General features: G+C 60.9%; 18 protein-coding genes. 4 read left to right on the forward strand and 14 right to left on the reverse strand.

The window, feature by feature from the left end:
• The first annotated feature begins 15 nt into the window (after nt 1-15).
• From BDO18943_RS28700 to BDO18943_RS28710, 3 genes are all read left to right on the forward strand, one after another.
• Nucleotides 16-2,343 carry an AAA family ATPase gene (locus BDO18943_RS28700; RefSeq protein WP_175024939.1) on the forward strand — a complete coding sequence of 776 codons (2,328 nt, stop codon included), beginning with the start codon at nt 16-18 and terminating at the stop codon, nt 2,341-2,343.
• Nucleotides 2,340-4,235, forward strand: a complete 1,896-nt coding sequence (locus tag BDO18943_RS28705; protein WP_175024940.1) for a UvrD-helicase domain-containing protein — start codon at nt 2,340-2,342, stop codon at nt 4,233-4,235. The genes BDO18943_RS28700 and BDO18943_RS28705 overlap by 4 nt, the downstream gene beginning before the upstream one ends.
• A gap of 66 nt (nt 4,236-4,301) precedes the next feature.
• Complete coding sequence (locus BDO18943_RS28710; protein ID WP_175024941.1) at nt 4,302-5,300, forward strand: HNH endonuclease; 999 nt, start codon at nt 4,302-4,304, stop codon at nt 5,298-5,300.
• Nucleotides 5,301-6,555: 1,255 nt separating this feature from the next.
• On the opposite strand, the gene BDO18943_RS28715 is transcribed toward BDO18943_RS28710, so the two are convergent.
• The 6 genes from BDO18943_RS28715 to BDO18943_RS28740 form a co-directional block, all read right to left on the reverse strand.
• Nucleotides 6,556-7,344, reverse strand: a complete 789-nt coding sequence (locus tag BDO18943_RS28715) for a hypothetical protein (protein WP_175024942.1) — start codon at nt 7,342-7,344, stop codon at nt 6,556-6,558.
• A 104-nt stretch (nt 7,345-7,448) separates the two neighbouring features.
• Nucleotides 7,449-9,311, reverse strand: a complete 1,863-nt coding sequence (locus BDO18943_RS28720) for a methyl-accepting chemotaxis protein (RefSeq protein ID WP_175024943.1) — start codon at nt 9,309-9,311, stop codon at nt 7,449-7,451.
• A gap of 169 nt (nt 9,312-9,480) precedes the next feature.
• On the reverse strand, nt 9,481-10,155 hold the full coding sequence (locus tag BDO18943_RS28725) for an OmpA/MotB family protein (protein WP_175024944.1): 675 nt from the start codon (nt 10,153-10,155) through the stop codon (nt 9,481-9,483).
• Nucleotides 10,156-10,194: 39 nt separating this feature from the next.
• A complete protein-coding gene (locus tag BDO18943_RS28730) occupies nt 10,195-10,959 on the reverse strand; it encodes a flagellar motor protein (RefSeq protein WP_175003590.1) in 765 nt (254 codons plus the stop codon).
• A 13-nt stretch (nt 10,960-10,972) separates the two neighbouring features.
• Nucleotides 10,973-12,217 (reverse strand): cyclic nucleotide-binding domain-containing protein, encoded by a 1,245-nt coding sequence (locus tag BDO18943_RS28735; protein ID WP_175024945.1) that lies wholly within the window; start codon nt 12,215-12,217, stop codon nt 10,973-10,975.
• 237 nt (nt 12,218-12,454) lie between these two features.
• Nucleotides 12,455-13,117, reverse strand: coding sequence for a glutathione S-transferase family protein (locus BDO18943_RS28740; protein ID WP_043178023.1), 663 nt, complete (start codon nt 13,115-13,117; stop codon nt 12,455-12,457).
• 289 nt (nt 13,118-13,406) lie between these two features.
• Here BDO18943_RS28740 and BDO18943_RS28745 point away from each other — a divergent pair, with 289 nt between their 5' ends.
• Nucleotides 13,407-14,762, forward strand: coding sequence for a polyhydroxyalkanoate depolymerase (locus tag BDO18943_RS28745; protein WP_175024946.1), 1,356 nt, complete (start codon nt 13,407-13,409; stop codon nt 14,760-14,762).
• Between the two features lie 106 nt (nt 14,763-14,868).
• On the opposite strand, the gene BDO18943_RS28750 is transcribed toward BDO18943_RS28745, so the two are convergent.
• From BDO18943_RS28750 to BDO18943_RS28785, 8 genes are all read right to left on the reverse strand, one after another.
• On the reverse strand, nt 14,869-15,330 hold the full coding sequence (locus BDO18943_RS28750) for a hypothetical protein (RefSeq protein ID WP_175024947.1): 462 nt from the start codon (nt 15,328-15,330) through the stop codon (nt 14,869-14,871).
• A gap of 61 nt (nt 15,331-15,391) precedes the next feature.
• A complete protein-coding gene (locus tag BDO18943_RS28755; RefSeq protein WP_167316040.1) occupies nt 15,392-15,529 on the reverse strand; it encodes an HHHH-motif protein in 138 nt (45 codons plus the stop codon).
• 459 nt (nt 15,530-15,988) lie between these two features.
• Entirely contained in the window at nt 15,989-16,756 is a 768-nt protein-coding gene (locus BDO18943_RS28760; RefSeq protein WP_043178030.1) for an ABC transporter ATP-binding protein, read from the reverse strand.
• A 33-nt stretch (nt 16,757-16,789) separates the two neighbouring features.
• Nucleotides 16,790-17,503 carry an ABC transporter permease gene (locus tag BDO18943_RS28765; protein ID WP_043178033.1) on the reverse strand — a complete coding sequence of 238 codons (714 nt, stop codon included), beginning with the start codon at nt 17,501-17,503 and terminating at the stop codon, nt 16,790-16,792.
• The gene (locus BDO18943_RS28770) at nt 17,500-18,189 is read right to left on the reverse strand and encodes an ABC transporter permease (RefSeq protein WP_175024948.1); all 690 of its coding nucleotides are present in this window, start codon (nt 18,187-18,189) and stop codon (nt 17,500-17,502) included. The genes BDO18943_RS28765 and BDO18943_RS28770 overlap by 4 nt, the downstream gene beginning before the upstream one ends.
• Nucleotides 18,190-18,363: 174 nt before the next feature.
• Nucleotides 18,364-19,137, reverse strand: a complete 774-nt coding sequence (locus tag BDO18943_RS28775) for an ABC transporter substrate-binding protein (RefSeq protein ID WP_043178037.1) — start codon at nt 19,135-19,137, stop codon at nt 18,364-18,366.
• Between the two features lie 291 nt (nt 19,138-19,428).
• Nucleotides 19,429-20,163 carry a response regulator gene (locus BDO18943_RS28780; protein WP_043178039.1) on the reverse strand — a complete coding sequence of 245 codons (735 nt, stop codon included), beginning with the start codon at nt 20,161-20,163 and terminating at the stop codon, nt 19,429-19,431.
• Nucleotides 20,160-21,773 (reverse strand): DUF4118 domain-containing protein (locus BDO18943_RS28785; RefSeq protein WP_175024949.1); only part of this gene is annotated, 1,614 nt, incomplete at its 5' end. The genes BDO18943_RS28780 and BDO18943_RS28785, both read right to left, overlap by 4 nt.

The following is a 21,773-nucleotide window of genomic DNA, read 5'->3' on the forward strand; positions in this document are numbered from 1 at the left end:
ATCGGGGAACAAGCTATGCGCATCGAATTCATTGAGATCGCAAACTTTAGAAAACTATTATCGGCCCGAGTAGGATTATCAACCGAAAGGACTGTCTTCGTTGGCGCCAACAATAGCGGAAAGACCTCAGCCATTACAGCGCTGCGCTATTTTCTCGTCGATCGAGAACGATCAAGCTTTTGCTTCAACGATTTCACACTCTCCCACTGGCCGACAATCAACGCAATGGGTGCCTCGTGGGAAGCTGCACATACTGCAAACCAGCCACTGCCCGATCCGACATGGGATAAGGTATTGCCGTTCCTCGATGTCTGGCTTCACGTTGCCGATGACGAAGTTCACTATGTTCAGAATATCCTGCCCACTCTCGATTGGGACGGGGGGCGACTAGGTGTGCGCTTGCGCCTCGAACCAAAGGACACTTTAAAACTACAGTACGAATATGTGACTGCACGGTCTCAAGCGCTGGCGCTTCAGTCGTCAGGCGCCGCCTTGGCCGAAGAGCAAGGTAAGGCTGCAGCTGATTTTCAAGTAGCAATTTGGCCTCAGGACCTTGTGGAGTTCCTGAAACGTCGACTTGCAGCGTTTTTTGTCGTCAAAGCCTACGTGCTCGACCCGGCTAAGTGCGTCGAGCCGGAGAATGGTCTGGCCAAGCCACAGACACTCAATGGGAGTGAACCAATTGATGGAGATCCGTTTCGCGGCCTCATTCGTATAGACGAAATCAGTGCTCAGCGCGGATTTGGCGTGGCGGGTGACGACAATACTGAAGACGCAACCGTCACCACGAGCGGGACACGAAAGCTGTCAACTCAACTCCGACAGTACTACACCCGCCATCTCGATCCCTATGAGAATCCGGATGCGCAAGACCTCCTCGCGCTCAAAGCGATCGAAGAAGCCCAGAAGGCGTTCAACCTAAGGCTTAGCGACGGCTTCAAAAGCCCGCTTAAGGAAATGCACAAGCTTGGCTATCCAGGTGTTACAGACCCCAAGCTGAACATTTCGACACGGCTACGCCCCGTTGAAGGGCTGAACCACGACGCGGCAGTGCAATTCATCGTACCTATCAATGACGGCGAAAACGCTGCCGATTTATATCTACCAGAGGACTCCAACGGACTCGGGTATCAGAATCTCATCTCGATGGTCTTCCGTCTTATGGCCTTTCGAGACAGTTGGATGCGCGTCGGCAAAGCGAAACATAAAGTTGCTGACGATACAATTATCCCACCCCTGCATTTGGTACTGATCGAAGAGCCCGAGGCCCACCTTCACACCCAAGTTCAACAGGTTTTCATCCGGCAAGCGCACAAAATTCTGCGTAATCACGTTGACCTCGGCACGAGCAAAAATTTTGTGACTCAAATGTTAGTCAGCACGCACTCGAGTCACATTGCTCACGAGTGCGATTTCGACTCCTTACGTTACTTCCGTCGTTTACCGGGTGGAGAAAAGGCGATTCCGACTTCGTGCGTCATCAACCTGGAAAACGCGTTCGGCAACGACTCAGACACAAAGCGCTTCGCGACCCGTTATTTGCGGGTCACCCACTGTGACCTATTCTTTGCGGATGCTGCAGTGCTGATCGAGGGGCCCGCCGAACGCATCCTTGTACCAAATTTTGTGAATTGCCATCCAGAGTTCGAGAAATTGTCAGAAAGTTATATCACTTGGCTCGAGATCGGCGGCAGTCATGCTCATAAATTGCGCAGCTTAATCGAAAAAATCGGCCTCACAACATTGATTATCACTGACATCGATTCCAATAATGCAGCGGGCGCCAGTGCACCACCGGTGCGCGGCGCAAACTACACAACCCGCAATACGACTCTGCGAACATGGTGGCCTGTCATCAGTGATCTCGACCTGCTGCTCGATATACCGGAGAACGAGAAGACCAAAGTCTATGCAGACGAAAATTTCTCAATACGCGTTGCTTACCAATCGCCCGTCCTGGCGACGTTCAAGGGAGTTACTGCCGAGGCACTCTCCTATACTCTGGAAGACGCAATTGTAATGGCGAATCTCAGTTTGTTCGAGACATTGCAGGGAACCGGACTCGTCTCCAAGTTCCGAGTTGCCATCACCAGTAGCGAAGATCTAAATGCTCTAAGCGGGACGCTCAAAAAGGCGCTTGAAGGTGGAGGGAAAGCTGAATTCGCACTGGATCTACTCGAGATTGAAAACCCCCTTTCGTTGAGCCCCCCTGCCTACATCCGCGAAGGTTTGCTATGGTTGGCAGCTCAACTCGAACGCAAACAGGTCGAACTAGGGCTTACACAAGTAGCAGGAGATGGGGACAACAAGGTCGACACCGCACCGGAAGAGGCAGCGGCATGACCACCATTGTCCCGTCAACGACAAACATTTTGCTCGACGAGCATATCGAAGAAGAACTAACTAGACTTTTGAGTCTGGAAAATCCCACAAGCTTCTTTCTGTTCGCGGGTGCCGGTTCGGGCAAAACTCGTTCACTTGTAAACGCACTGAATCATTTGGCTAAGACATACCGCGACGCACTCCGTCTACGTGGTCGACAGGTGGCAGTAATAACCTACACCAACGCAGCGTGCGACGAAATTATGCGACGCACCGAGTACGATCCGCTGTTCGTTGTAAGCACTATTCATAGCTTCGCTTGGTTACGTATCCAAGGATTAAATTCCGATATCAGAGCTTGGCTGAAGGACAACTTGCTGCGCGAGATTGCCGATCTCCAAGCTGAAGAAAGGAAGGGTCGCGCAGGTACAAAGGCATCGGCCGTACGTCAAAGTCAGATCGAGTCCAAACAACGCCGACTAGATAGGTTGGCCGACGTTAAGGCATTTACCTACAACCCCAGTGGTGACAACCGAGAACGCAATGCGCTGAACCACAGCGAAGTCATCAAAATATTTTCGGCGTTTTTACTTGAGAAGCCGCTTATGCAGCGTATCCTCGTCGAGAAGTTTCCGTTTTTGTTGATCGATGAGAGTCAAGACACTAACCGCACACTAGTTGATGCACTGCTCGCAGTACAGAAGAATCATGCCGACCGTTTTTGCCTAGGTCTCATCGGCGATACAATGCAACGCATCTATCCAGACGGCAAAGAGCGAATCGAACGAGAAATACCTGAAGACTGGGCTACTCCAGAGAAGAAGCTAAACCACCGGTGCCCTCGGCGCATTGTCAAGCTCATAAATCAGATTCGAAAAAGTACCGATAATCACAAGCAAGAACCGCGCGACGACCAAACCGAGGGTTGGGTGCGGCTCTTTGTCTTTCCAGCCGATGCACCTGACAAACCCGCTCTAGAGCAGGGAGTCCGAGACTATATGGCGGGACTCACAGGTGACGAAGGTTGGGCGGACACGAATAAATGCAAAATACTGACCTTAGAGCACCACATGGCGGCTAAGCGAATGGGTTTCTTGCAGATGTTCGAGGCGCTGGCTTCCGTTGATGACTACCGGACAAGCTTCCTCGATGGCAGCTTTGCGCCGACTAAATTCTTCACCCACTACGTGCTACCGCTTGTAACTGCACAACAAAACGGTGACAAGTTCGCAGTAACCAAGCTGGTACGCGAAAACTCGCCGTTGCTCAGCAAGGATACATTGAAGGCGAATGACAAACCGATAGCACAACTCCGCACTGCCAAGGTGGCCATCGACAGCCTAATGGCACTCTGGACCAATGGCGAACCAACCTGTTCTGCTATTGTCGCGAATATTGCCCAAACCAATCTCTTCGAGATCCCTGACGGCCTGAAAGCCGCTTTGGTAGCCACAAAGGCTGAGCCAGCAGGAACTTCCGACGAGGAGGCTGACCCTGTCGGCGACCATATCGCTGCACTGGTCGCGTTTCTCGACTGCGCATTCTCGGTAATCGCACCGTATGCCGCTTATATCGCACACGAGGCCCCATTTGATACCCATCAGGGGGTGAAAGGGTTGGAATTCGATCGTGTCATGGTGCTCATGGACGATGGAGAAGCTCGAGGTTTCCTGTTCGGCTACGATAAGCTACTAGGCGCCAAGACACCCTCAGCTGCCGATTTCAGGAATATCCAAGAAGGCAAAGAAACCTCCGTGGATCGCACACGACGCCTGTTCTACGTGACCTGCAGTCGCGCCCGGTCAAGTTTAGCTCTTGTCGCCTATTCCACTGAACCTGCTGCAGTTCGAGCACATGTCATCGCAAATGAGTGGTTCGGTGCCGACGAGGTTCTATCCAAGCTTCCTCAATGAACTACATCTAATTGCGAATAGCTACCTTCGACTGCAAACCTCCTAACCCTTGTGATAGCGTCAAAAATGGCTTCCGAAGATAGATTCAAACAACTCATAATTACAACCCTGGCGAAACGGTCTGCCTACAGATGTGCGAATCCTGATTGCGGGACAATCACAAGTGGCCCGACCGAAGATCCTAACAATGCGATCAATGTAGGTGAAGCAGCTCACATTTACGGCGCGAATCCGGGCTCCGCTCGCTATGAACCGGCAATGACCTCGGCAGAAAGAAGCGCCATCACCAATGCCATTTGGCTATGTAGTAATTGCCATAAAAAGGTCGATGACGATCCACTCAGGTATCCCGCCGGTCTAATGTTTGAATGGCAAAGAGCCCACGAAAGCCATATCGCTGAACAAATAGGAAAGTCAGCAGCGGATATTAGGCGTCGATATGAACAGCGGCATCTAGAAGAACTCGGACGCTTAAGCTACCTCTCCGAGCGCATTATTCTCGAGAAAGGGGAATTTTGGAAATTCCGTTTGACGGCAGAGATACTTCGCTATGAAATGTTGCCGATACTGCAACGATGGTCGGCACTTGAGCGAGGTCTTTATATAAAACCCGCAACTCGGATCGCGACGCCCGATATCGCCGCCTGGTTTCTTGATCGAATGCACGAGATTAGGCAGCTCGCCGACGCCTTTTCCGCGTTGATGAACACTGAACTTGCTCGAGCCTGGGGTGAACCCGGCGTAGCTGGTTCTGATGTCGAAATCATTGGTACATGCAGATTGATTGCCGAGATGTGCAGCAGCGCCCTCGCTTGGGAAGAAAGTGTCCGCTTCTCTCGGGTCGATGAGCCCTTCTCCGAGGTGCATGGGTTGCTTAGTGGTGCTGCCGCAGACTTCTTCGAGCAAGCCAGAAAGGTACCCGAATTCCTTTCTAGCGTAATTGAACAGAACCCTATCGGCGGACACTACGAACTAAATCTAGTGCTTGGTCTTCCAGACGATTTCGCTGAAAACATCCATGCGGCAACTGAAAGGGCGATGGCCATGATGCAGCGTCACCATTGAATTTGACTAACGTTCTTAACACTCTGATGCAATTCACATGTCTGGATTGCGTCTAGACAACGCAAAGACCACGTGATCGAGTTTCACCAGATTCTTCGCAGGATAGTACAGATCGTCGATGATATACCTATGAATAAAAAATAACGTCAATATTTCAGGTAACGATACTAGCGTCGCTGCCTGAACTACCCAAAAACCGTCCAGGCCATATCGACTGAAAAGATCACAAAGCGAAAAACGCACAAATCGTCGAGACTTGGGGAAATTTTACGAATAGTCAGACCGCTATCAAGCTGCGTGGGCTGGCGTTAAAAAATCGCTCCAGCAAGAAATAATACGCAGCCCTCAGCTGGAAATCAATCGATAATCAGCTTTCCACCCGATTTTATAACAGACTCTCGCAAACATCTAATCACTGAATCGATTAACCATCCCACCCACAAATTCAGACAAACCACCCAATTAAAAATTTCCAGCACCACCCCTTCCTATTCACCACCATTCTGTAAAATCAGATAAAATTGATGGCCGACTTTAAATATCAATCCACAAAAAATCACCACCACACTTAAAATATGTTCGCCATAAAAGATATCGAGAGCGTAAAGAACTTAGCGTCCATTCTTGTCATCCCGTTTTTCGCGGCTGCCTTTATCGCAGGTGGAGGCTTGAACACATTCAACGACCCTGTCACAGGCTGGCTTACGGCGTCCAGTTACCTGCCGTTCAAGATTATCGGTTACTCACTCCTTCTCGCCTCCGTTGTTGCACTGACCACACTAACATTCGCGATTGTTGACTATTGTGTTATCTGGATTCACGTAACGCTGAACAGTGCATATCCAATGGCAATCTTCGGGTTCACATCATTGACCGCAGGCTTATTCGTACTCTCGTTCGCCGTGCCAGGATTGCCCAAGAGCCCGCTCAACCCGTTTTGGCACTTTGGATTTCTTTGTTACGGCTTCTCCCTTCTCTCACGGGGAGAAAATCGCTAACCCCCCACCGTGAAAGCTGACACGCGTATGGTCAATTCCACGGTCACACTTTCATCCGCCCAAGCCGAATCAACTGCATCGTTTGATCGAGCAACTGCGCCGCATCGCCGATCTGGTCGATGTCGGCGCTCTATTTCAGGCTGATTTCAACAAGCGTGCAGCCCCTGCTCCTGCGAAGCGATATCTCTCGTCGCCCCTTCTACCTCGCTGACCGGCCGCGGACCCGATATTCACTGCTCCGCGACAACTACTGTTCGCTACCGCACCACGGCATCGACCATCAACTGTGCTTGTGCAACAAGTCGTGGATAAATCCTCTGCGAAACCACTTGTTTCGCGTAACATGCCTGTCGCGCGCCCTCGGTGACTTGTCCTGCACTGCACGATGCAATTTGCCGAACCGTCACATCCCTCCAGACGACATAAACCCGCTCTCCCTGCCTGACCGACACTACCAACGTATTCGGCCCCTCCGGCACGCCATCCTGGCTTTCCCCCAGCAGCAGCGCCTTCACCACCGCGTCAGTTGGCTTCCGCTTTACCGGCAATTCGGCAAACCGAAATGCAGCAGCGTCATCGCTGAACACGTCGGTATAAAACGTCTCGTTGTCGAACACAACGACAACGTCATCCGTTGGGTTGATCCCCGCATCCGCCGTCTTCGTCCACGCCCTCAAAAGCGGAACCGTCGTCACAACGAGATTCACCTTCCCGTCATTCGACTTCAAGAGCAGTCCATCCGGCCCGGGTGTCATCCCGTTGTCGATGTAGAGGGTGTCCACAGTACTCCCCGCCTTCCCGGGAAAACCTTTCGCCCTAACAGTCCCAACAAGCTTAACCAACCGCGCATTCACCTCAGCCGTGTATTTCTTGTCCAGATCCGCCTGATCTTCCATCCGCGCCGCTGTAATCGCGTCGACGGCTTTCTTCCGATAGGCAAGATAAGAATCGGTAGGCGACGCAATCACCTTCGCGCCCACCGCAGCCACCACCGCGACGAGCACCACCGCCCCCACCCCGATCTTCCACCTGGAAATGCGCTTCATTTTTATGAACGTCACCGAATCCTGCGCCGATATGCAAAACGGCTGCCGTGAACCCACGGCAGCCGTCCCTCAGAAACGCCCTATTCTAAATCGCGAATCAGGCTTTACTCATCCACCTTGAAAGCCGACACCAGCCGGGTCAATTCCGCCGCCTGCTGCTTCAAGCTTGCCGCAGCCGCCGCGCTTTCTTCCACCAATGCCGCATTCTGCTGCGTCATCTGATCGAGCGACTGCACCGCGTCCCCGATCTGATCGATACCGGCGCTCTGCTCCAGGCTCGCCTCAGCGATCTCGCTCATCATCGCGCTGACACCTTGAACCTGCGAGACAACGTCGCTCATCACCTTCCCGGCTTCCGTAACCAGCCGCGACCCGGTATTCACCGTCCCCGCGCTATGTTCGATCAGCGCCTTGATCTCCTTCGCCGCCTGCGCGCTGCGTTGCGCCAGATTCCGCACCTCCGAAGCCACCACAGCAAACCCGCGCCCCTGCTCCCCGGCCCGCGCCGCTTCCACAGCCGCGTTCAACGCCAGAATATTCGTCTGGAACGAGATGCTGTCGATCATCACGATGATCTCGGAGATCCGCTGCGACGCGTCGCTGATCTCCTGCATCGTGGTCACGACTTCACCCACCACCTGCCCGCCGCGCGCCGCCGTATCGGAAGCGCCGTTGATCATCTTCGCGGCCGTCGTCGCCGTTTCGGTGTTGTTCCGCACCACGGCCGTGATCTCTTCCATCGACGAAGCCGTGCGCTCCAGGTTGCTCGACTGCCCTTCGGTGCGTTCGCTGAGGTCCGCATTCCCCGTCGCAATCTGCGCCGACCCGGTGGCAATCGACGCGGATGCCGCCCGAATGCTGTGCACCAGCGTCGAAAGCGACGACACGAACCGGTTGAACGCATCCGACAACTGCCCGATCTCGTCCTGGCTCTCGACCGTCATCCGGCGCGTCAGATCGCCCTGACCGCTGGCGATCTCCGACAGCAGCGTCGCCGCGCGGCGGATCGGCGCGGCGATCGCGCGGCCCACCAGCCAGATCACGAGCAATGCAACACCGAGCCCCACCACCGCCGCAACCAGCGCCGCGCTACGAATCGCACGCGTCACCGGCCCGAGCAGCTCCGCCTGCGGCACCTCAACGACAACATACGCATTCAACTCCGGAATAAACGACGTCGCGATGAAACGCGCGCCGCCATCGCCGTTGTAGCTCAAGTACGCATACGGCTTGCCGCCCAGGAGCGTCGCCGACGCATCACCCGGCAGCCCCGGCTCGTCCTTCATGAAATGCTTGCCGTCGATCAGCGAAGAATCGCGATGCATCATGATCGCGCCATCGGGACGCACGAGATACGCGAACCCGGTCTCACCGATCCGGTACGCAGCGATACCCTTCGCGAGCGCATCGACGGACAGGCTCATGCAGGCCGCGCCGATCGGCACACCATCGAGCTCGACGCGGCTGTTGATGAACATCATGTAGCCGCCGACCGTCACCTCGCGGTCCATGTTCACATCGAACGCCTTACCGGACGACAGGAAGCCGGTCAGCCACTGATCCTTGTCGGTCACCTTCCGCTGCAGGCCGGCTTCGTTGTAGTAGTTGCCGCTCTTCACGGACACCCACTGCACCGACGCGGCCTTCTGCTCGTCCTTCACGTTCTTCGCGAGCTGGATCCAGTTGCGCGTGCCGGCGTCGGGTTCGCCGTCGGCCTCCCATTGCAGCAGGAACGCATCGCGCGCGAGAATCCGCGACGCGGCGATCGGCCCGGCCATCTGCCGCTGCACGTCGGCACGGATGCCGTTCACGGCCGTCGGCAGCTCTTCGCGCACGACGCGATCGCGCACCGCGTTGCCGATCAGACGGAGGCTGAGTCCGCTCGAGATCGCGACGAACACGAGCAGGCAACTCGTCATGCTGAGAATCAGCTTGTTCTGAATGGAAAGCTTGCGCCAGAAATGCATGGGGAACCCTCGATAGCCGCTCGGTCTGAGCCAGTTTGGGTTATCGGCATGCACGCGCAGAACCGCATCGCTGATTTCAGATGTTCATCATGCGAGATTCGTTATGTTGTTGTCAGGCGGGCATAAGCGGCCGCCTATAAGCTCGCAATCGACGAAAATTCAGCGTCAATCAGTATGCAACGAAGATCGTCACCCGCCGGTTGCGCGCCCGCGCGGCCGCATCGTCCCCCGCGACGAGCGGCTGCGTATCGGCCCGCCCGATCGCCGCGAGCCGGTGCGGTGCGATGCCGCGCTCGGTCAGGTAGCGCACGACGCTCCCCGCGCGCGCCGACGACAGCTCCCAGTTCGATTCGTATTTCGCGTTCGCGATCGGCACGCTGTCGGTATGCCCTTCGACGAGAATGTCGCCGGTCGCGTGATCGCTCAGTGCCTGCGCGATCTGGTTCAGCACGGGCGCCGAATCGGGCAGCAGGCGTGCATCGCCGACATTGAACAGGATCTTCGCGTCGATCCCGATCTCGACGCCATGCGGCGCTTTCACGAGCGAGATCCGGCCGTTCGACTTCAACGAATCGAGTAATGCGAGCCAGGGCGGTGAGTGCTCAGGTGTCACGGCAGCGGCAGCGGATGCGCTCGCCGCACTTTCCGCATGCCGTGCGAGCGTCTGGTACCGTGCATCGAGCGCGTTGTATTTCGCGAGCTGGAGCACATACAGCGCGAGAAACAGCACCATCAGCGTCGTGATGAGATCCGCGTACGAAATCAGCCAGCGGCCGGATTGCGCGCCTTCGGGTTCGTCGTCGTCGCGATCGGCAGCGGAAGCGCCGTCAGTTCGAGCAGTCATGCGGTTGGACATCCGGGTTCGTCGTTCGACACACGCCCATCACGCGAGCGACTCGGCCGCGCGCCCGCGCACGTCGCCGGTCAGGCGCGTTTCGATCGTATGCGGCGATTCCTTGCGCGATATCGCCAGCAATCCGTCGAGATACAGCTTGCGAAACCGCAGCTCGCTGTCGATCTGCGCGCGCAGCTTGCCGTACAGCGGCAGGAACACGAGGTTCGCCAGCGCCAGCCCGTACAGCGTCGCGATGAACGCGACCGCGATGCCGGGCCCGAGCTGCGCCGGTTCGAGAATATGGCTCGTCACCTGCACGAGCCCGAGCACCGAACCGAGAATGCCGAACGTCGGCGCATAGCCGCCGGCCTGCTGCCACACGCGTGCGGCGGCCAGGCGGCTGCGTTCGTATGCATCGAGTTCGCGCTGCAAGGCGTCCTCGAGCACGGCGGTCGATACGCCGTTCGCCAGCAGTTCGAGCCCGCGGCGTGCGAACGGATGGATGCCGCTCACGTCCATCGATTCGAACGCGAGCAGCCCGTCGAGCTTCGCGCGGTCGCCCCATTCGAGCAGGTCGGACAGGTTCTTGCGATCGACTTCGCGCGCCCGCACGAACGCGAGCCGCAACTGCTTCACCGCGTCGAAGAAGCGCGCCCAGGTGTTCTGGATCATCACCGCGCCGAGCGTGCCGCCGAGCACGATGACGAGCGCCTCGAACTGGAACAGCATCGAGAAATGCCCGCCTTCCAGCGCGAAACCGAACACGATCGCCGCACCGCCCAGCACCACGCCGGCCAGGGTCAACAGATCCATGCGTCCCCCCTTTTCATGCATCCGATGCCGACGCGACGGGCGCGGCGCCCGCCGCCGGCGCCTTCGCCGCGCGAACGGCATCCAGTACGCGCCGCTCGATGTCCTCGATCTCGACCGGATCGAGCTTGAGCTCGCGACGCATCACCCACGACACCTCGTTGCGCCGTGCCTCGGTCATCACGGAGAACAGCTTGTCGGCCACCGCGCGATCGTCGAGATTCGCGATCAGCTTCGCGAGATCGTAGGTATCGAACGCGCTGATGACGTCGAACAGCGTGCGCTGGTCGATCGACACGAGATCCTCCAGCGAGCGCACGTCGCCGCCGCGACGTGCATTGCGCCGCGAGAAGTACGTAACACCCTTCTGCTCGACGTAGCTGAGCACCTTCGATTTGCGGAACGCGAACAGTTCGTCGGCAATCTCGCCGTTCGACAACTTGTTGAGCAGCATCGTCCTCTCGACGCCGATCAGCGATTCGAGATCGGCCAGCTCGATGAGCTCGAGTTCGCTGTTGATCGACAGGTCGAGATCGTGATCGGCAACCTGTTGCGCGCGATCGATCACGCGCGCGGCGTCGAACGTGACGACCTGGCGCGCATCCGACGACGCCGCATAGTCGGTTGCCGCGCCGGTGTGATCCGCTTGCGCGGCTTCGATCGTGACGAGATTGAGCTTCTCCATGCGTCGCAGCATCGCGAGCACGTGCGGCCGTGAGTGGCCGGCAATCGCACGGCATTTGCGGATCACGTCGGCGAGCGGCACCGAGGTTTCGGCCGCATGGGCCTGCATCGGCCGGCGCGTCCACGCGTCGCCACCCTCGCGCGCATCGGCACCCGCCATCAGCGCCAGCACATGCGCATACGACAGCACGCCGGGCATGAAGTCGGCGTGTGTATAAGTCGCGAGCTGGTCGTCCTTGCGCTTCACGCGACGGATCATCGTCCGCACGATGTGACGCAGCAGCGCCGACACGCGCTCGATTTCTTCGTCGAGGGTGCCGGCCGGCACGACCGTGAGCTGACAGAATGAAAGCGCCTTCGCGGTTTGGGCACGCGGCTCGGCCCCGAGCAGCGCCGACTCACCGAAGAACTCGCCACGTCCGAGCGTCGCGACGACGACACGCTTGTCGTCGCAGCGCGTGGACAGCTCGACCTTGCCGTCGGTGATCAGAAAGATGACGGGCTCGCCGGCGAACCCCTCGGAATAAATGATTTCTCCGGGCGCCGCCGTACGCGTCCACGATTGCTGACGATTCAAGTCGATTCCCCTGCTGCGCTGAATGTTGCGGACCGCGCGTCGCACGTCGAAAGCATGCGATCACGAGTCATCCCCGTGACCCGTTTACGTCATCGGGCTCCACATCCTTTAGGGAATTCGTCCTCGTTTCGATTCGAAATCAAGGTAAAACGTTTGCGGGCCGTGCGGCCACACCAGAAAGTTCGTTTTTATGCGTGTTCGTGTAGTGCAATTGAAAGCGCCAAGCCACCCCGTTCGTCAAAACTCCATGTCGAGTTCGTCGATGTCTTCGTGCTCCGCCTTCGCCGCCTCGATCCACTCCATGACGAACGGATGCGCGAGCACCCGCATGCAGTACTCGGCCACATCGGGCTCGAGTTTCACGTCGTAGGTCAGGAAGCGCGTGACGACCGGTGCATACATCGCGTCGGCGATGCCGATCTCCGCGCCGAACAGCCAGGGGCCGCCGTACGCGGCCAGGCACTCGCGCCAGATCGTCACGATCCGCTGGATGTCGTGCTGCGCGCGCGACCAGATCCGGAAGCCGGGGAAATGCGCGCGCAGGTTCATCGGCAACGCGGATCGCAATGCGCTGAAACCGGAATGCATCTCGCCGCAGATCGACCGGCAATGCGCACGGGCTTGCCGGTCTTCGGGCAGCAGCCGCGCCTGTGGCCGGATCTCGTTCAGGTATTCGGCGATCGCGAGCGTGTCCCACACCGTGTTGCCGTCGTGCGTCAGGCACGGCACGAGAATCGACGGCGACAGCAGCAGCAACTCCGCGCGCGACGCGGCATCGATCGGCACGCTGACCGTCTCGAACACGAGCCCGCTCAGCTTCGCGAGCAGCCAGCCGCGCATCGACCACGACGAGTAATTGCGGCTGCTGATGGTCAGCGTCGTCTGTCCGGTGACTTCCATGTCGCTCCCCTGTCCAAAGCCGTTCGTGCCCCTGCACCGAAAACGGACGCCGCGTGGCGTCACCCGCACCATGCCGGTGCGGCGCATTCGCCAAACTGGCGCAGCGCCGCACACTGTCGCGGCACGTGCCGCCCGCCAGATCGGCGCGGCCATGCATCGGGTGCGGCTGCCGGTTGTCGCGTGCCGCCTGCGTCGCCGCGTTCCCGAACCGCGTGCAACGCGCGTGCCAGCCGCGGGCTGGCACATCGCTTGCCTCGTTCCATGCAACGCGGCACAACGAGCGACGGCCATGAATCTGCTTGCTTACCCGTTCTATCAATGGTCTGCCGAATGCGTGCGCCCGGCGCGCGCATGGGCCGCCGCCGCGCGCGCGACGATGTCGCTGTGGCCACCCGCCACCGCGACGCCGACCGGCCGCATGCTCGACGCGCTGTGCGAACTGCTCGAATGCTGCGCGTTCTCGCATCGGCGTCCGCCGTTCGGCATCGCGTCGATCGCCGTCGACGGCGAAACGGTGCCGATCGTCGAGGAAGCCGCCGCGGCGACGCCGTTCGGCACGCTGCTGCATTTCCGCAAGGCGCTGCCGGTTGCGCGCCAGCCGCGCGTGCTGATCGTCGCGCCAATGTCCGGGCATTTCGCGACGCTGTTGCGCGGCACCGTGCACACGATGCTGGCCGACCACGACGTGTACATCACCGACTGGCATAACCCGCGCGACATCCCGCTGATGGCCGGACGATTCGGCTTCGACGAATACGTCGCGCACGTGATCGACTTCATCCGCCAGATCGGGCCGGACGCGCATGTGCTCGCGATCTGCCAGCCGACCGTCGCCGCGCTCGCGGCGGTCGCGCTGATGGCCGCCGGCGGCGATCCGGCGCAGCCCGCGAGCCTGACGCTGATGGCGGGGCCGATCGACTGCCGCGTGAATCCGACGAAGGTCAACGCGCTCGCGACGAGCCAGCCGATCGAATGGTTCGCGCGCAACCTGATCAGCGTCGTGCCGGCGGGCTTCGTCGGTGCGCAGCGCTGCGTGTATCCGGGCTTCGTGCAAGTCGGCGCGTTCATGTCGATGAATCCGGATCGCCATGCGGCGTCGTTTGCCGACCTGTATTACGAGCGCGCGAAAGGTGACCCGGCGAAAGCCGACGCGCTGCGGCACTTCTATGACGAATACTTCGCGACCGCCGATCTCACCGCGGAGTTCTATCTGGAGACGGTCGAGAAAGTGTTCCAGCAATACGCGCTCGCACGCGGCGAGCTGACGGTCGGTGACCGGCTCGTCGAGCCGGCGGCGATTCATCGCACCGCGCTGCTGACGATCGAAGGCGAGAAAGACGACATCTGCGCGGTCGGCCAGACGGTGGCCGCGCAGGAGCTGTGTTCGGGGTTGCCGCCGTACCTGAAGACGCACCACGTGCAGACGGGGGCAGGCCACTACGGCGTGTTCAACGGCAGCCGGTGGGAAACGCAGATCTATCCGATCGTGCGCGCGACGATCCACGACAACGAGCCGTACGATCGCACCTCGGGTGCGGAAGGCGATGCGGATGGCACGCACTACGTGACGCTGCGCGCGCTACTCGATGCCCGCGCAGCGGCGCACGAGGCGTCGGCCGACACGCCGACGGATCACGCCCACTGAAGCCGGACGGCGCTGAAAATGAAACGCCCCGCCGGGGGTGGCGGGGCGTGAGGTGCTGCGGCGTGCGGACGATGCGCGAGGAAGCGGCCTCGCGCGTCAGCCGGTATTACGAACAGGCCTTGCCGTGCGACGCGTGGTAGCCCTTCGCCTTCGCATCGGCTTCCGACATGTAGCTGCCGTGCTTCGTCTTGCCGTAGTACTTGTCGGTCGAGCAGTGATAGACCTTCGTGCTGTCGTTGGCCCACACCTTGCCCGCGCCGCCGCCCGGCGCTGCGGTCGTCGCGGCCGCGCTCTTCGCCGGCGCGGTGCCGGATGCCGGAGCAGCGGAAGCCGCCATGGCCGGCGCTGCGGCCGGTGCGCTCGCGGCTGCCGCCGACGACGCGCCGTACCAGGTCTTCACACCCTTGTGGCCCGCGCATGCGCCCTTCTTCGACGCGCCCGAGTAGAACGAGCCGTCCTTGCACAGACCGGTCGTGCCGGCCGGCGCGCTGGCCGGAACCTGCGCGAACGCACCGATCGACACACCCATGCCGGCGACCAGCGCGGCGATCAACATCGTCTTTTTCATAGTCCTCTCCTGATTTGCCTGAATGAAGAATGCGTTCCGGGTATCCCCGGGAAAGTCACGGTTACCGCACCCAGCGGCACACGCGATGGTGGTGATGATCGACGTGGCACACACGGTGCGAATGCGCTTCGGCCAGTGCCGGAGCAAGAACGGCACATGCGACTGCGGTGGCCGTCAGGATCTTCGCGATGCGCTTCATGAAACTCTCCCGGGTAGGTCAACCGGTGATCCGGCTGGTACCTCCTTAACGCCGGTCGTCGACAAGCCGTGCACCGCGTCCACGCGCAATTGACGATCTTTGACATCGCAGCGCGGTCAACGCATCGAAGCTGACGAATGTCTTTCTTTTCTTTCCGGATCTTCAGCTTCGCGACCATTCGGAATTCGAAAGAATGTGACGATGGGGCAAGCGGATCGCCGGTGCGAGCGGAGCACACGGAAGCTTTCGTGGAACGCGCAACAAAAAACCGCCCGAAGGCGGTTTATCGCAAGTGGACGGATGACGCCCCTCGGGAAATCGGAGAGCGATGCCCCCGCCTCCCCTCACGGCGTCGGCAGCGGCACGGCGCACGCTCCTTCGTCGAAAGGATCCCGCGCGACAAGCATTTGGCGTTCCAGTGTGCAGCGTCCCGGGCAGTCCGCGACGCCGCCAGCCGGCTTACTTCAACCGTCCCGACAGGAACTGCCCGAGCCGTTCGCTCTTCGGATTCACGAGAATGTCCTGCGGATTCCCTTCCTCCTCGATCTTCCCCTGATGCAGGAAGATCACGTGATTCGACACGTTGCGCGCGAAGCCCATCTCGTGCGTGACGACGACCATCGTGCGGCCTTCCTCGGCGAGCTTCTGCATCACCTTCAGCACTTCGCCGACGAGCTCCGGATCGAGCGCCGACGTCGGCTCGTCGAACAGCATCACTTCCGGCTCCATCGCGAGCGCACGCGCGATCGCGACGCGCTGCTGCTGGCCGCCCGACAGGTGCGACGGGTACATGCCCTCGACGCGCGACGCGAGGCCGACCTTCTCGAGATACTTGCGCGCCCGCGCGATCGCTTCGTCCTTGCTGACGCCGAGCACGGCCATCGGCGCTTCGATCACGTTCTCGAGCACCGTCATGTGTGCCCACAGGTTGAAGTGCTGGAACACCATCGACAGCTTGGTGCGCATCCGCTGCAGCTGCTTCTGGTCGGTCACGCGCAGCGAGCCGTTGCGGTCGCGCGTGGTCTGGATCGGCTCGCTGCCGATCGTGATCTGCCCCGAGCACGGCTGCTCGAGGAAGTTGATGCAGCGCAGGAACGTGCTCTTGCCGGAGCCGCTCGAGCCGATGATGCTGATCACGTCGCCGGCCTTCGCCTTCATCGACACGCCCTTCAACACCTCGTTGTCGCCGAACTTCTTGTGCAGGTTGTCAACGGTGAGCTTGTACATGCTTGGTCCTTCCTTGCGAATCTTGCGAAAGCGTTAATGGCCGCGCGGCGAGAGATACGCGAGCCAGCGCGTCTCGAGCTTGCGGAACGCCCAGATGAGCGTGAACACGACGATGGCGTACAGCACGGCCGCGATGCCGTAGGCCTGGAACGACATGTACGTCGCCGAATTGACGTCGCGCGTGACCTTCAGGATGTCTGGCACGGTCGCGGTGAACGCGAGGGTCGTCGCGTGCAGCATCAGGATCACTTCGTTGCTGTAGCTCGGCAGCGAGCGGCGCAGCGCGGACGGCAGGATGATCCGCGTATAGAGCTTGAAGCGCGACATCCCGTAGGCCATGCCGGCCTCGATCTCGCCGGCCGACGTCGCCTTGATCGCGCCCGCGAAGATCTCCGTCGCATACGCGCATTCGTTCAGCACGAACGCGAGCAGCGTGCAGTTCATCGCGTTGCGGAAGAACGTGTCGAGCAGCACGTGGTTGTGCACGACCTGCAGGCTGTAGATGCCCGTGTAGCACATCAGCAGCTGCACGTAGAGCGGCGTGCCGCGGAACACGTACGTATAGAGCCACACCGGGCCGGAGATCCAGCGGTTCGACGACGCGCGCGCGATCGCGAGCGGCACGGCGAGCGCGAAGCCCAGCGCGATCGACACGACCAGCAGCCACAGCGTGATCGCGAGGCCGCTGAAGCGGTAGCCGTCGGTGTAGAGATAGCTTTGCCAGTACTGGCTGACGAGTTCGATCACAGTGCGAGCCTCCGGACGCCAACGGAATAACGCTTCTCGAGGCGATGCAGCACGACGTTGGACACCGTCGTGATCGCGAGGTAGATCGCGCCTGCAGCCAGCGTGAAGAAGAAGAAATCGAGCGTGCTCTTGCCCGCGTCCTGCGACGCCTTGACGACGTCCGCGAGGCCGATGATCGACACGAGCGCGGTGGCCTTCACGAGCACCTGCCAGTTGTTGCCGATCCCGGGCAGCGCGAAGCGCATCATCTGCGGGAACAGGATGCGGTGGAACACGCGCCAGCCGCTCATCCCGTACGCGAAGCCCGCTTCGAGCTGGCCGCGCGGCACCGCGAGGAACGCGCCACGGAACGTCTCGGTGAAGTACGCGCCGTAGATGAAGCCGAGCGTGATGACGCCCGCCACGAACGGATCGATGTCGATCTGGTCCCAGCCGAGCATGTCGGTGAAGTTGTTCAGCAGGATCTGGATCCCGTAGAACAGCAGCAGCATCAGCACGAGGTCCGGCACCGCGCGGATCAGCGTCGTGTAGAAGGTGCCGATCGACTTGAGCACACGGTTCGTCGACAGTTTCGCGCTCGCGCCGATGAGGCCCAGCACGAGCGACGCGGCAAGCGACAGCACCGCGAGCTTCACGGTTTCCACCGTGCCGGCCCACAGCAGCGGACCAAATCCTTGGAAGATCATATGAGGGATCCAGAACGAGGTGGCTGGATTTTCGACAGCCATTAACCCCGCATCAAACGATATCTGCGCATTACCTGATGCAACCTGCTCATCAAGTCGGCCGCATCACGCGAAGCGGGTTGCACCCAAAGCAGACGCGGCGCGCGCCACAGCCGGTGCGCGCCGCATGGACGATCAGCCGCCGTAGACGTCGAACGCGAAGTACTTCTTCTCGAGCTTCTTGTACGTGCCGTCCTTGATGATGTCGGCGATCGCATGGTCGATCTTCGCCTTCAGGTCGGCGTCGTCCTTGCGCAGGCCGATGCCGGCGCCGTTGCCGAGCGTCTTCGGATCGTCGATGTCCTTGCCGGCGAATTCGAAGTTCGCGCCGCGCGGCGTCTTCAGGAAGCCGATGTCGGCCTGCACCGCGTCCTGCAGCGCTGCGTCGAGGCGGCCCGACATCAGGTCCTGGTACACGCCGTCCTGGTTCTGGTAAGGCACGACCTGCACGCCCTTCGGCGCCCAGTACGCCTTCGCGTAGGTTTCCTGGATGGTGCCCTGCTCGACGCCGATCGACTTGCCCTTCAGCGATTCAGCCGTCGGCTGCAGGTTCGCGCCCTTCTTCGTGACGAGGCGCGTCGGCGTGTTGAACAGCTTGTCGGAGAACGCGATCTGCTCGGCACGCGCCGGCGTCATCGACATCGACGACAGCACGCCGTCGAACTTCTTCGCCTTCAGCGCGGGAATCATCCCGTCGAAGTCGTTCTCGATCCACACGCATTTCGCCTTCAGGCGGGCGCAGATCTCGTTACCGAGATCGACGTCGAAGCCGACGACCTTGCCGCTTGCGTCCTTCGATTCGAACGGCGGATAGCTGGCGTCGACGCCGAACCGGATCGTCGACCAATCCTTGGCGTGGGCACCGACCGCGATGCAGGCAAGGGCAATACTGAGCGCGAGTTTCTTCATGGCGTTCCTGTCAGAGGCGAACTGGGCTGGGGTCCCGTCGGGCGGCGCCGCCGTGAACCCTTCCAACCCGGAGACCGCCCCTTTCGGCGACACCCCAAGTTGTACATACAACTTTGCCTTTTCTGCAGGTTCGCCAGCAATCCGTGTTTATCTCTAGTTGTCGGCGGATTGTTTCGCCAATGGGATTTTTCCTTAAATTTCAATTAATTACGAATTACGTCAAGCTAAACAAAAGCTTTCTTCAGGCGTACATGCGCCGCCATGTGCCGGCTTTCACTTGTCTAGACCTGGCTACACCGCGGCGCGCGGCCCGTCCGCCATCCCGACCGTTTCCAGACCGACCAGCCGGTAGCCAAATTGCAGCTCCGTCAGCAGGTGCCGCGGGCGCGCCGGCACCGGTTCGAGCTTCTGCCGCAGGTTCGTCATGTACACACGCACGTAGTGCGCGCGCTCCGCGTCGTGGATGCCCCAAACCTCCGCCAGCAATTGCCGCGCGGCGATCACGCCGCCGCGCGCGCGAATCAATGCAGCGAGCAGCCGGAATTCGAGGCGCGTCAGATGAACCGGCTCGCCGCCGCGCGCGACTTCGTGCTTGCCGAGATCGACCGTCACGTCGCCGAACCGCACGATCGACGACGATTGCCCGTCGGCCGACACGAACGCCGCGCGCCGCAGTTGCGCGCGCGCCCGCGCGAGCAGTTCGGGCACGCCGAACGGCTTCGGCAGGTAATCGTCCGCGCCCGCGTCGAGCGCCGCGACCTTCTCCACTTCCTGCTGTCGCGCCGACAGCACGATCACCGGCACCGTCGACCATTCGCGCAATTCGCGGATGAACGTCTTGCCGTCATCGTCCGGCAGCCCGAGATCGACGATCACGAGATCGGGCTTGCTGCTCGACGCATACATCCGCGCCTCGCGGGCCGTCGACGCCTCGCAGGTGTCGAGCCCTTCCTGTTCCAGCGCCATCCGCACGAAACGGCGAATGTCCGATTCGTCCTCGACGATAAGTACGCGCGATCTGATCATGTCCGGCTCTCGTGTTCGATATCGGGCGGCGCGCCCAGGGGCAGGCGAATCTCGAACCGCGCGCCGTGCGGATCGAGCGGCACCGCGCGGATCGAACCGCCGTGCGCGTTGACGATGCTGCGGCACAGCGCGAGCCCGAGCCCGACGCCGCTGATCGACGATTCCTTGCGTTCGCGCTCGAACGGCTCGAACAGCGGTTCGGTGTTGCGCGCGACGAAGCCGGGCCCGTCGTCCTCGACGAACACGTACAGCGTTTCGCCGAACACGCGTGCCCGCACGGCCACGGCCGCGTCAGTGCCCGCGTACTTCGACGCGTTGTCGAGCAGGTTCATCAGCACGCGCTCGATCAGCAGCGCGTCGACATCGATCAGCGGCAGGTCGGCCGGCAGGTCGGCGCTCACGTCGCGGCCGGCCAGCACGCCGGCCGAATGCGCGAGCGCGCTGCCGACGATCTCGTCGAGCATGTGCCACTCGCGATTCAGCCGCACGCCCTCGCTCTGCATGCGCGCGAGATCGAGCAGGTTCACGACGAGCCCGTGCAGCGCCTCGGCCTGGTTGCGAATCCCGTGCGCGAGCGCGGCCGGCTGCCCGTCGGCCAGCCGCTCGGGCCGCTCCAGCGTCTCCGCGAGCCCGCGGATCGCGGTGAGCGGCGTCTTCAGGTCGTGCGACACCGCGGCGAGCAAAGCATTGCGCAGCCGCTCGCCTTCGATCCGGACCAGCGTGTGCTGCGCGACGCCGACGTAGTGCACGCGTTCGAGCGCCATCGCGACCGACGAGCACAGCGCGTCGATCAGGCGGCGATCGTCGGGGTCGGTGGGGACCGGCTGCGCGTCGCCGAACAGCACGAGCACGCCGCGCACGCGCATCGGCGCTTTCAGCGGCAGGTATTGCGCGGCCGCATGCTCGAACGGCGGCAGCCCGCACCCGGCGCCGCGCGCATTCTCGTGGACCCAGCGCGCGATCGGTGCTTCGACGAACCGCGCGTGCTGCGCCGGCATCAGATGGTCATCCGCATCCGGCAGCACGAGCGCGACGCGCACACCAAGCAGCGGCGCGATCGTGCCGGTGCAGATCGATGCGATCTGCTCGGTCTCGATCGCTGCCGACAGGTCGTGCGCGACCCGCGCGAGTGCGGCCGAGCGTTTCTCGTTCGCCCGTGCGGCCCGCGCCTCCGCGCGCAGGCGCGCCGCGAGCTGGCCGATCGCGAGCGCGACGGCCAGCATCAGCGCGAACGTGAAGACGTACTGCGTATCGGACACTGCGAACGACAGCCTCGGCTCGACGAAGAAGAAGTCGAAGCAGCCGACGCACACGAACGCGGCCCATGCGCCGGCCAGCCGGCCGAGCCGCAGCGCGATCAGCACGACGGTCATCAGGAACAGCATCACGACGTTCGACAGGTCGAACACGCGCAGCAGCGCGCTCGCCGCGAGCGTCGCCAGCGCGCACACGAGCGTGGCGAGCAGCAGCGGCACCGCGTACTGCGATACCCACACGTGCGTGCGCGGACGTGCTTCGCGCACGGCCAGCGTCGGCCGCGGATCGGGCCCCGCGCCCGCGATGCGGTCGGCCAGCGCCGCGCACGCGCGCAGCACGCCGCGCCAGCGGTC

Source organism: Burkholderia aenigmatica (assembly GCF_902499175.1).
GTDB classification, from domain to species: Bacteria; Pseudomonadota; Gammaproteobacteria; order Burkholderiales; family Burkholderiaceae; genus Burkholderia; species Burkholderia aenigmatica.

Coding starts and splice junctions, on each gene's coding strand:
- BDO18943_RS28700 (WP_175024939.1), top strand. CDS start 16: ATGCGCATCGAATTCATTGAGATCGCAAACTTTAGAAAACTATTATCG.
- BDO18943_RS28705 (WP_175024940.1), top strand. CDS start 2,340: ATGACCACCATTGTCCCGTCAACGACAAACATTTTGCTCGACGAGCAT.
- BDO18943_RS28710 (WP_175024941.1), top strand. CDS start 4,302: ATGGCTTCCGAAGATAGATTCAAACAACTCATAATTACAACCCTGGCG.
- BDO18943_RS28715 (WP_175024942.1), bottom strand. CDS start 7,344: ATGAAGCGCATTTCCAGGTGGAAGATCGGGGTGGGGGCGGTGGTGCTC.
- BDO18943_RS28720 (WP_175024943.1), bottom strand. CDS start 9,311: ATGCATTTCTGGCGCAAGCTTTCCATTCAGAACAAGCTGATTCTCAGC.
- BDO18943_RS28725 (WP_175024944.1), bottom strand. CDS start 10,155: ATGACTGCTCGAACTGACGGCGCTTCCGCTGCCGATCGCGACGACGAC.
- BDO18943_RS28730 (WP_175003590.1), bottom strand. CDS start 10,959: ATGGATCTGTTGACCCTGGCCGGCGTGGTGCTGGGCGGTGCGGCGATC.
- BDO18943_RS28740 (WP_043178023.1), bottom strand. CDS start 13,117: ATGGAAGTCACCGGACAGACGACGCTGACCATCAGCAGCCGCAATTAC.
- BDO18943_RS28745 (WP_175024946.1), top strand. CDS start 13,407: ATGAATCTGCTTGCTTACCCGTTCTATCAATGGTCTGCCGAATGCGTG.
- BDO18943_RS28750 (WP_175024947.1), bottom strand. CDS start 15,330: ATGAAAAAGACGATGTTGATCGCCGCGCTGGTCGCCGGCATGGGTGTG.
- BDO18943_RS28755 (WP_167316040.1), bottom strand. CDS start 15,529: ATGAAGCGCATCGCGAAGATCCTGACGGCCACCGCAGTCGCATGTGCC.
- BDO18943_RS28760 (WP_043178030.1), bottom strand. CDS start 16,756: ATGTACAAGCTCACCGTTGACAACCTGCACAAGAAGTTCGGCGACAAC.
- BDO18943_RS28770 (WP_175024948.1), bottom strand. CDS start 18,189: ATGATCTTCCAAGGATTTGGTCCGCTGCTGTGGGCCGGCACGGTGGAA.
- BDO18943_RS28775 (WP_043178037.1), bottom strand. CDS start 19,137: ATGAAGAAACTCGCGCTCAGTATTGCCCTTGCCTGCATCGCGGTCGGT.
- BDO18943_RS28780 (WP_043178039.1), bottom strand. CDS start 20,163: ATGATCAGATCGCGCGTACTTATCGTCGAGGACGAATCGGACATTCGC.